The sequence below is a fragment of the Loktanella fryxellensis genome (genome assembly GCF_900110065.1).
In the GTDB taxonomy this organism is placed as follows: Bacteria; Pseudomonadota; Alphaproteobacteria; order Rhodobacterales; family Rhodobacteraceae; genus Loktanella; species Loktanella fryxellensis.
In genome coordinates, this window is the sequence record NZ_FOCI01000046.1 from 1 (window position 1) to 8,775 (window position 8,775).

Here is an 8,775-nt window from a genome sequence, read left to right on the forward strand (position 1 = left end):
CCCGCACACACAATGAGCTCATCCGGGAATCCCCAGTGAACTCATTCTGAGCTCTTACGAGGGCGAAAGCGTCAGGCTGACCTCGTCGCAAATCCTGCCCGCAACTGAAATCCCAATGGGACGGAGACGACGCTTACAGATAGAAGGGGCAACTCCAGCATTTTGCGGTCATGGGCTCCAAGAGGGGTAGGAGCGCCTCCGCGAGGCCAAACGCGCGGCCCGACATGGTCCTTGCTGTTCCGGATTTCTCGACCTCATCAACGACCACGACCGGATTTCCGACACGCTCCATGATCATCGTGGAAATGAGACGTCCGGGGGCTGCATTTCCCCACCCCCGCTGCGAACCGACGATACCGAAAGAGGCATTCTCGTTGGTCGCTTCAATTGCAGTTGTCGGAACCACAAGGAGACGACCAAGCCGTCGCGCCCAGAAACTCTTGCCGATTCCAGGCGGGCCATCAAGCAAGATCGGCGGAAGGCGGAGACCAGGGGCTCCATCTCTGACCGACCCACCATTTTCTCACGAGGCATTCGTGGGCATCCAGTTCGGCGGCGACGTCTCCGGGAGACATCCCCTCTTCACGAAGACGCCTCGTCGCCTCGCGTTTGAGCTCGCTTGGCCAAATTCTTTTGCCCGACGGGGATGTCCGGATCTTATACCCCCAGACTTCACGTTCCGTCATCGCCACCTCCGATCATAGTTCGGATGCAGACTAGCTGACGTGATGTCGTGAGGTTTAGAGGGCAATCAAGGGGTCAAATGCAACGCTTACCACCCTTCACGGCCGCAAGCCGCTTTTGCGGGAGGAGAGGAAGTTGGCAGATGTCCCAGTCAAGTAGGCAGCCTGACGGACGCCAAGCTTCATTCAATCAATGCACGGTTTGCTGAAATGGTGCCCAGGGGCGGAATCGAACCACCGACACGAGGATTTTCAATCCACTGCTCTACCCCTGAGCTACCCGGGCACCGGGATGGCCAAGGCCATCGGGTAGCGGCGTTCTAGGTCAGCCACGCGGGGGTGTCCAGAGGCATTTCGCGAATTGTCGGCGTGGTTTTTCAGTGAGGTTTATCGGGGCTTTGCCAGTCCTCGTCGTCGCCCTGCTCTTCGGGGGCAGCGGGGATCGCATAGCTGCCGGTCAGCCACTTGGCCAGGTCCACATCGGCGCAGCGGCGCGAACAGAACGGACGGTAATCCGCGTCCGTGGGGCGGTCGCAGATCGGGCAGCTCATGCCCGCTTGCCCGCCACCGAAGTCCCTCTGACCGGCAGGCCCATCCACGCCAACCGCTCGCGTTTGCGCTGCAACTCGAACAGACCCATCGTCGTCCACCCGACGAGCGAGGTCTCCACCGCATCCGACCGGAACGCCGCGCGCAGCGACTGTTCCACCTGCTTGCGGTGCGCCTTGGACATCGGCGCGAAATCCACCGCGATCTGACCGCCAAGGCCGCGCAGCCGCAAGGCCCGTGGCAGCACGCGGGCGGCGGCTAGGTTCACCTTCAACGCAGCGGCGGGCGAGGTATCGCCGCCGGTGTTCACGTCGACGGCCACCAGCGCGCGCGTCGCCTCCACATACATCGTGCCCTCTGACAGCGGGATGCGCGGCTGGCCGATGGCGTCGATCTGGTCCAGCACGCCCTGCCGCGCGAAACCACCGGGTTCCGTCACGACCTCTGCCGGGATCGTCCATTCGCGCCACGCCAGCGTGTGCGGGCCGTCGCCCTCGGTCAGCGCCTCGGGCTCCGCCCCCTCGCCTTCCGCCATGATCGCCTGCGCCAGATCGTGCATCGCGGCGATGTCCTCTGCGATCTCGTCCTCCGTGGCATAGGCGCAGGAGGATCGCAGGATCAGCCCGGTGTCGTCGCCGCCGTCGAAATGCGCGTGCGCCAGCACCAGCAGCGCATCGCGCTGGTCGTCGTCGGTGATCTGGCGGCTGACGTTCACGCCCGGCTTGCCCGGCGTGACGATGGCGAAGCGGCTCTTGAACAGCACGCGGTCGGTGACGGGCACCGCCTTGCCGTCGTCGGCGTACCCCGTGACCTGCACCAGCATCGGCTGGCCGGGGCGCAGACCCTTGGCGCTGCGCAGAAAGGCCGTCGCACCCTCTGGCAGGCGCAGCATCATGCCGCCCTGCCCCTTCAGCGGCCGGTCGCAGATCGCGCGATAGACGGCACCGGGGCGCGGCGCGTCGGGCGTGTCGATCAGCAGATCGTCAAGCTGCCCGTCCACCAGCAGGGCGGCGGCCTCGATCCCGTCGATGTCGTCGAGGATGATGGTGCGGCCCTTCATGCGGTGCCTCCTGTCAAATGATATCCGGCGGCGGTCAGCAGCGTCGCGGTTTCCGCCAGCGGCAGACCCACGACGGCGGTGAAGCTGCCGTTGAGCCACGGGATGAACGCCCCTGCTGGGCCCTGAATGGCATATCCGCCCGCCTTGCCGCGCCAGTCGCCGCTGGCGATATAGCCGTCGATCTCGGCCACGCTCAGGCGTTTCATCATGACGGTGGTCTGCACGTCACGCGCACGCATCACGTCGCCGCGCCGCACCGTCACTGCGGTGATCACCTTGTGCCTGCGGCCCGACAAAAGCGACAGGAACACGCGCGCCTCGGCCTCATCGGCGGGCTTGCCGAGGATGCGGCGGCCCACGGCGACCGTCGTGTCGGCGCACAGCACGATGTCGTCCGGGTCGGCCACGATCGCCGCCACCTTCTGCGCTGCGATCCGCTTGACGTAGTCGCGGGGCAACTCGCCGCGTGCCACATCCTCGTCGATGTCGGGCGGCAGCACGGCATCCGGCACGACGCCGATCTGCGCCAGCAGTTCGAGCCGGCGCGGAGAGCCCGATCCCAGAATCAGGCGCGGTCTGTAGGGGGTCTGTGTCATGTCATCACCCGAATGTGTGGGGCGGGTGGGACGCGCGCGGCGCAGCGCCGCGCCACCGTCACGCGGTCACTTGAACCGGTAGTTGATCCGGCCTTTTGTCAGATCGTAGGGGGTCATCTCGACCTGCACCTTGTCGCCTGCGAGGACGCGGATGCGGTTCTTGCGCATCTTGCCAGCCGTATGTGCGATGATTTCATGGCCGTTTTCCAACTCGACCCGGAATGTCGCATTCGGCAGCAGTTCCTTCACGACGCCCGGAAATTCGAGAAGTTCATCCTTGGCCATGTGGTCTCCTGTCTGGAATGGGGCCACCCATGGGGCGGCTGCGGCGTGTCAATGCGCCTGATTTTCAGATTTTTCAAGCGCAAAAGAGGGGGGACGTCACGCCAACACCCCCGTCGCAGCCGCCAGTACGACATAGCGCCCGCCCTTGGCCAGTGTCACAAGCACCACAAAGGGCAGCAACGGTTCGCGCAGCACCCCCGCGACGACCGTCAGCGGATCGCCGATCACCGGCACCCACGATGCCAGCAGCGACCAGCGCCCCCAGCGGCGATAGCGGTCCTCGGCCCGCGCAAGGGACGCTGCCGACACCGGGAACCAGCGCCTGTCGCGGAACTGCACGACCATCCGCCCGAGGCCCCAGTTCACCACGGCCCCCGCCACATTGCCTGCCGTCGCCACTGCTATCAGCAGCGCGGGCGACAGTTCGCCGCGCAGCAGCAAGGCAATCAGCAATGCCTCCGATTGCGCAGGCAGGATCGTCGCCGCCAGCAGCGCCACCGCGAACAGCGCGACGAGGGCCGTCACGCGCCGGGTGGGGGGCCGAAACGCTCGGTCAGGCGGGCGATGATCTGGTCGCGGGTTTGACGGTACAGCGCCATCCGCGTATCGCGGTCATCGACCATGCCGGTGGGATCCAGCACCGGCCAGTATTCCACGTCGAGGTGATAGAACTGCGTCAGGTCCAGCGCCCGCCGCTGGCTGGCGGGCGACAGGGCCAGCACCAGATCGAAGGACGACAGATCGTCCCCCCACTGCTCCATCTCGTCGAAACTGCGGGACCGGTGGCGCGACAATTCCACCCCGATCTCGGCGCAGACGGCGACGGCGAAGCCGTCGATCTCCATGTCGTTGTTCACGCCGACCGACTGGATATAGGCCCGCGTGCCGTAGAGCTTCTTCATGATCCCTTCGGCCATGGGCGACCGCACGGCGTTGTGGTCGCAGCAGAACAGCACCGACTGCGGCAGGGCCGGCGCCGCACCCCCGGTGGCGGATTCAGCCGCCAAAGTGCAGGACGCAGATCAGGGTGAACAGGCGTCGGGCGGTGTCGATGTCCACCTCTGCCTTGCCGTCCAGACGTTCCTGCAGCACGCGCGCCCCTTCGTTATGGATGCCGCGGCGGGCCATGTCGATGGTCTCGATCTGGCTCGGCGGCATCGTCTTGACCGCGTCGAAGTAGCTTTCGCAGATCTGGAAATAGTCCTTCACTACTTGCCGGAACGGTCCCAGCGACAGATGGAACGCGCCCGCCTGCCCCAGCTCTTCGTCGGTGATGTCGAACACCAGCCGCCGTTCGCGGATCGAGAGTTCCAGCCGGTAGGGGCCGGGCGGCGTCGGCCGGTCGGGCCGCACGGGCAGCACGAAGGTATTGTTCTCCAGCAGATCGAAGATCGCGACGCGGCGCTCCTGCTCGATCTCTGGCGACGGGGGCGGCAGACCGCTGTCGTCCAGCGCGATGTGGACGATGCGCGTCATGGCCGGTTCAGCCGGTCGAGGCGCGCCTGCACGCTCAGCCCATGCGCCTGCAGGCTTTCCGAGGTGGCAAGGCGCACGGCGGCGGGGCCGATCGCGGCCAGCGCTGCGGGCGTCATGCGGGACAGGGTCGTGCGCTTGATGAAATCCATGACGGACAGTCCACTCGAAAACCGGGCCGACCGTGCGGTCGGCAGCACGTGGTTCGGCCCGCCGATGTAATCCCCGATCGCCTCCGGCGTCCAGCCACCGATGAAGATGGCACCCGCATGGGTGATGCGGTCCGACAGCGCTTCTGCGTCCGCCACACACAATTCCAGATGCTCCGGCGCGATGCGGTCTGACAGCGCGACGGCCACATTCAGATCGGGCACCGTCACGATGGCCCCGAAATCGCGCCAGCTCGCCCCCGCGATGGCGCGACGTTCCAGCGTCTGCAACCGTGCCGCGACGGCGGCGGCCACCTTGCGGCCAAATTCCGCGTCGGTGGTAATCAGGATGGACTGCGCGCTTTCGTCATGCTCGGCCTGGCTCAGCAGGTCCAGCGCGATCCAGTCCGGGTCGTTGTCGCCGTCCGCGATGATCAGGATCTCCGACGGACCGGCGATCATGTCGATGCCGACCTTGCCGAACACCCGCCGCTTCGCCGCCGCGACATAGGCGTTGCCCGGCCCGGTGATCTTGTCCACCGGGGCGATCGTCGCGGTGCCATAGGCCAGCGCTGCCACGGCCTGTGCGCCACCGATGCGATAGATCTCGTCCACGCCCGCGATCCGCGCCGCCAGCAGCACCAGCGGGTTCAGCACGCCGTCGGGCGTCGGCACGACCATCGCCAGCCGCCCCACACCCGCCACCTTGGCCGGTACCGCGTTCATCAGCACCGACGACGGATAGCTTGCCAGCCCGCCGGGCACGTATAGTCCCGCCGCCGACACCGGCGTCCAGCGCCAGCCAAGGCTCGCGCCTGCCGCGTCGGTCCACTGGGCGTCCTGCGGCATCTGGCGTGCGTGATAGGCGCGGATGCGTTCGGCGGCCAGTTCCAGCGCCGCACGGTCGGCATCACCGACCTGCGCGCAGGCGGCATCCACCTCGGCCTCCGTGATCCGCAGGGTCGCGGGCGTCAGCGTCAGGCGGTCGAACTTCGCTGTCAGCTCGATCAGCGCCGCATCGCCGCGCGCGCGCACGTCCGCAATGATCGCCGCCACCGCGTCGTCCACGTCGGGGCTGTCCTCGCGCTTGGCGCCCAGCAGGGCCTGAAACCGTGCCTCGAAATCCGCATCGCCCGCATCCAGAAACTGTGGCATGTCGTCAATCCTCGCTGTGCCCGCGACGTGCCCGGTCCATCATCTGACCGGGCAAACTGCCTGCGGGGGCATAAAGTCCATTGTCCCGCGCCCGCAATCAGTCGGGATGTCGCGGCGCCTTGCGCGAAGGGGCGACATAGGGCCGTGTCACATCGCGCAGCACGACCTCCAGCACCTCGACCCGGGCCGCGATCACGCCGTCACCCGCCAGCGTCATCACCACCTCGCCGCTGCCGTCCGCCTCGGCGTGGAACTCCAGCGACAACAGCGACAGGATCGTGTCGGGATCGCCCTTCGGCACCCCCTGAGAGCGCACGGCGCTCACATCGGCGATCCACAGCACCGCCTGCACGCGTTCGTAATCGTCGCGACGGCCGGCACGGTCGGCATCCTCCCACCGAAAGCGGTTCAGCAGGATGGCAAAGCGGCGGTCGGCTGGAGTCCAGCGCATCTCGGACGCCGGAAACACCGCATCCTGCACCAGCGCAGAAATCACCTGCAGGTCCTCTGCATCCCGCGCGATCAGCGCCAGCGGGCGGTTCACGCCGTCCTGAAAGCGGGCATCCTCGGTCATGCGCTGACCCGCGCGATCTGGGCACCGACACCGCGCAGCTTGTCCTCGACATGCTCGTAGCCACGGTCGAGGTGATAGACCCGGTTCACCACCGTCTCACCCTCGGCCGCAAGTCCCGCAAGGATCAGCGACACGCTGGCGCGCAGGTCGGTCGCCATCACGGGTGCGCCCTTCAGACGGTCCACGCCTTGCACGGTGGCCTGCCCGCCCTGCACCTCGATCCGCGCGCCCATCCGCACCAATTCTGGCGCATGCATGAAGCGGTTCTCGAAGATCCGCTCTTCCAGCACCGAGGTCCCCTCGGCCAGACACAGCATCGCCATCATCTGCGCCTGCAGGTCGGTGGGAAAGCCGGGAAAGGGTTCGGTGACGACATCGACGGCGCGGGGCCGGTCGCCACGCAGGCGGACCTTCAGCCCCTTGTCGGTCTGGGTCACGTCGACCCCCGCCGCGTCCAGCTTTTCCGCAAAGGACGCGACCAGTTCCATCCGCCCACCCAGACATTCCACCTCGCCACCGCAGAACACGGGGGCCAGCATGTAGGTGCCCAGCTCGATCCGGTCGGTCACCACCGGGTGCGTCGCGGCGCCCAGACGGTCGACGCCCTGCACGGTGATGGTGGACGTGCCCTCGCCATCGATCTGCGCCCCCATGCGGCGCAGGCAGTGGGCCAGATCGACGATCTCCGGCTCTCGCGCGGCGTTCTCGATGACCGTGGTGCCTTTGGCGAGGGTCGCTGCCATCAGGACGTTCTCGGTCGCGCCCACACTGGCAAAGCGCAGCGGTACACGCGCGCCCTTCAGCCCGCCGGGGGCCTTGGCGTGCAGATAGCCTTCGCGCAGCTCGATTTGCGCGCCCATCGCCTCCAGCGCGGTGACGTGGATGTCCATCGGTCGCGCGCCGATGGCGCAACCGCCCGGCAGCGACACGACCGCCTGATGGTGCCTCGCCAGCAGCGGACCCAGCACGAGGTTCGAGGCCCGCATCTTGCGCACGATCTCGTAATCCGCAGTGGTCGAGGTCATGGCATGGCTCGACAGCACCTGCACCTTGCCATCCTGCATCGAGGTGACTTCCACGCCCAGCGACTGCAACAGCGCCGTCATCGTCTTGATGTCCGACAGCCGCGGCGCATTGGTCAGCGTCAGCGGTTCCTCGGACAGCAGCGTGGCAGGCATCAGGGCGAGGGCCGCATTCTTGGCCCCGGCGATCGCGATCTGGCCCTGCAGGGGCCGTCCGCCCGTGACGACGATGGAGTCCATGGCGATGCTCTTTCCTGATACTGCACTTCGCGCGGTGTTACCCCGCCTGCCCAGTCGCGTCCAGTCGTGGCCCGTACCGGGGCTGTACCGACGGATCCGGCGCGCCGTCTGCGAACCCTGTAGAACTGCACGGTGTGCTGCCCGCCGCGGCTCATGCGCCGGCGGTTCACTCCGTCTCAGTGCTCGGATCGTCCTCGCTGCGCGCCCGCGCCTGCGTCTTGCGTCGTGCCATATTCGCCTTCAGGGCGGCTTTCAGACGATCCTCGCGGGTCGCAGGTTTCGGCTTTGCCGGGGCGCGTGACGGCGGTGGGGACGCATGTTCATCAGTCATGGCACGGTTCTAGTCTTTCGCGGATTTTAGGTCCAGACAGGGCTTGCACCCCTCGCACAGGTCCGCTAATTCCGCGCCACGGATGCTGTGGTAGCTCAGTGGCAGAGCACACCCTTGGTAAGGGTGAGGTCGAGAGTTCAATCCTCTCTCACAGCACCATCTGAACACCTTGATATTGCACAAGACCCTTACATAGCCGACGCTTTGTCCATTCTGATGTTACAAAGCATGTTACAAACGGGTGTGCCATGGTCGGCAAATTGCGTCATCTTCTGGACCGTGATGGGCGTTATTTTTCGCGTTTGGCCATCCCTGAAGCGCTTCGACCGTACTTAAGGAACATCTGATCAACGCTGTCGGCTGCGCCGCAATTACCGCCTGAGCGCTGCGGGGGCGGATTTAGGAGCCGAAAGCGGCATTGGTCATGCGTTTTGTGCCGCTGTTGCGGCCTGTCACCTGTTTCCAGGCGGACTCGTCCTCATGCCATCAGCTTTCGGCGCACGAGGAAGAGGTTGCCGAGGGCGAACAGCGTGAAGAGCTGGGCACGGTTCTTGGCGAGGCCGCGGTAGCGGGTCTTCACATAGCCAAACTGGCATTTGATGACACGGAAGGGATGCTCGACCTTGGCACGCACTTTGGCGATGATGCGGTTTGTTGT

13 protein-coding genes and 2 tRNA genes are annotated in these 8,775 nt (G+C 66.1%); 1 reads left to right on the forward strand and 14 read right to left on the reverse strand.

Going from position 1 to position 8,775, the window contains the following annotated elements; all coding sequences use genetic code 11:
• Positions 1–133 precede the first annotated feature (133 nt).
• The 13 genes from BMX16_RS16685 to BMX16_RS17705 all read right to left on the reverse strand — a co-directional run bounded on the left by BMX16_RS16685 (position 134) and on the right by BMX16_RS17705 (position 8,117).
• Positions 134–469, reverse strand: a complete 336-nt coding sequence (locus tag BMX16_RS16685) for an AAA family ATPase (RefSeq protein WP_245731729.1) — start codon at positions 467–469, stop codon at positions 134–136.
• 425 nt (positions 470–894) lie between these two features.
• Positions 895–969 (reverse strand) — tRNA-Phe (locus BMX16_RS16690).
• Between the two features lie 91 nt (positions 970–1,060).
• Positions 1,061–1,234, reverse strand: coding sequence for a DNA gyrase inhibitor YacG (locus tag BMX16_RS16695; RefSeq protein ID WP_089905859.1), 174 nt, complete (start codon positions 1,232–1,234; stop codon positions 1,061–1,063).
• Positions 1,231–2,292 carry a ribonuclease E/G gene (locus BMX16_RS16700; RefSeq protein WP_089905860.1) on the reverse strand — a complete coding sequence of 354 codons (1,062 nt, stop codon included), beginning with the start codon at positions 2,290–2,292 and terminating at the stop codon, positions 1,231–1,233. Before BMX16_RS16700 ends, BMX16_RS16695 begins: the two co-directional genes overlap by 4 nt.
• Complete coding sequence (locus BMX16_RS16705; RefSeq protein WP_089905862.1) at positions 2,289–2,888, reverse strand: Maf family protein; 600 nt, start codon at positions 2,886–2,888, stop codon at positions 2,289–2,291. Before BMX16_RS16705 ends, BMX16_RS16700 begins: the two co-directional genes overlap by 4 nt.
• A 66-nt stretch (positions 2,889–2,954) precedes the next feature.
• The gene (gene infA, locus BMX16_RS16710; RefSeq protein WP_056038395.1) at positions 2,955–3,173 is read right to left on the reverse strand and encodes a translation initiation factor IF-1; all 219 of its coding nucleotides are present in this window, start codon (positions 3,171–3,173) and stop codon (positions 2,955–2,957) included.
• Positions 3,174–3,269: 96 nt separating this feature from the next.
• Entirely contained in the window at positions 3,270–3,698 is a 429-nt protein-coding gene (locus tag BMX16_RS16715) for a YqaA family protein (protein ID WP_089905864.1), read from the reverse strand.
• The gene (locus BMX16_RS16720) at positions 3,695–4,180 is read right to left on the reverse strand and encodes an arsenate-mycothiol transferase ArsC (RefSeq protein WP_425434043.1); all 486 of its coding nucleotides are present in this window, start codon (positions 4,178–4,180) and stop codon (positions 3,695–3,697) included. The genes BMX16_RS16715 and BMX16_RS16720 overlap by 4 nt, the downstream gene beginning before the upstream one ends.
• Positions 4,170–4,649, reverse strand: coding sequence for a UPF0262 family protein (locus tag BMX16_RS16725; protein ID WP_089905866.1), 480 nt, complete (start codon positions 4,647–4,649; stop codon positions 4,170–4,172). Before BMX16_RS16725 ends, BMX16_RS16720 begins: the two co-directional genes overlap by 11 nt.
• Positions 4,646–5,950 carry a histidinol dehydrogenase gene (gene hisD, locus BMX16_RS16730; protein WP_089905868.1) on the reverse strand — a complete coding sequence of 435 codons (1,305 nt, stop codon included), beginning with the start codon at positions 5,948–5,950 and terminating at the stop codon, positions 4,646–4,648. Before hisD ends, BMX16_RS16725 begins: the two co-directional genes overlap by 4 nt.
• A gap of 97 nt (positions 5,951–6,047) precedes the next feature.
• Complete coding sequence (locus tag BMX16_RS16735; protein ID WP_089905870.1) at positions 6,048–6,524, reverse strand: DUF2948 family protein; 477 nt, start codon at positions 6,522–6,524, stop codon at positions 6,048–6,050.
• Entirely contained in the window at positions 6,521–7,786 is a 1,266-nt protein-coding gene (gene murA / locus BMX16_RS16740; protein ID WP_089905872.1) for a UDP-N-acetylglucosamine 1-carboxyvinyltransferase, read from the reverse strand. The genes BMX16_RS16735 and murA overlap by 4 nt, the downstream gene beginning before the upstream one ends.
• A 166-nt stretch (positions 7,787–7,952) precedes the next feature.
• Complete coding sequence (locus tag BMX16_RS17705; RefSeq protein WP_177174718.1) at positions 7,953–8,117, reverse strand: hypothetical protein; 165 nt, start codon at positions 8,115–8,117, stop codon at positions 7,953–7,955.
• A gap of 84 nt (positions 8,118–8,201) precedes the next feature.
• Here BMX16_RS17705 and BMX16_RS16745 point away from each other — a divergent pair.
• Positions 8,202–8,276 (forward strand) — tRNA-Thr (locus BMX16_RS16745).
• A gap of 319 nt (positions 8,277–8,595) precedes the next feature.
• On the opposite strand, the gene BMX16_RS16750 is transcribed toward BMX16_RS16745, so the two are convergent.
• Positions 8,596–8,775 (reverse strand): transposase (locus BMX16_RS16750; protein ID WP_143058086.1); only part of this gene is annotated, 180 nt, incomplete at its 5' end.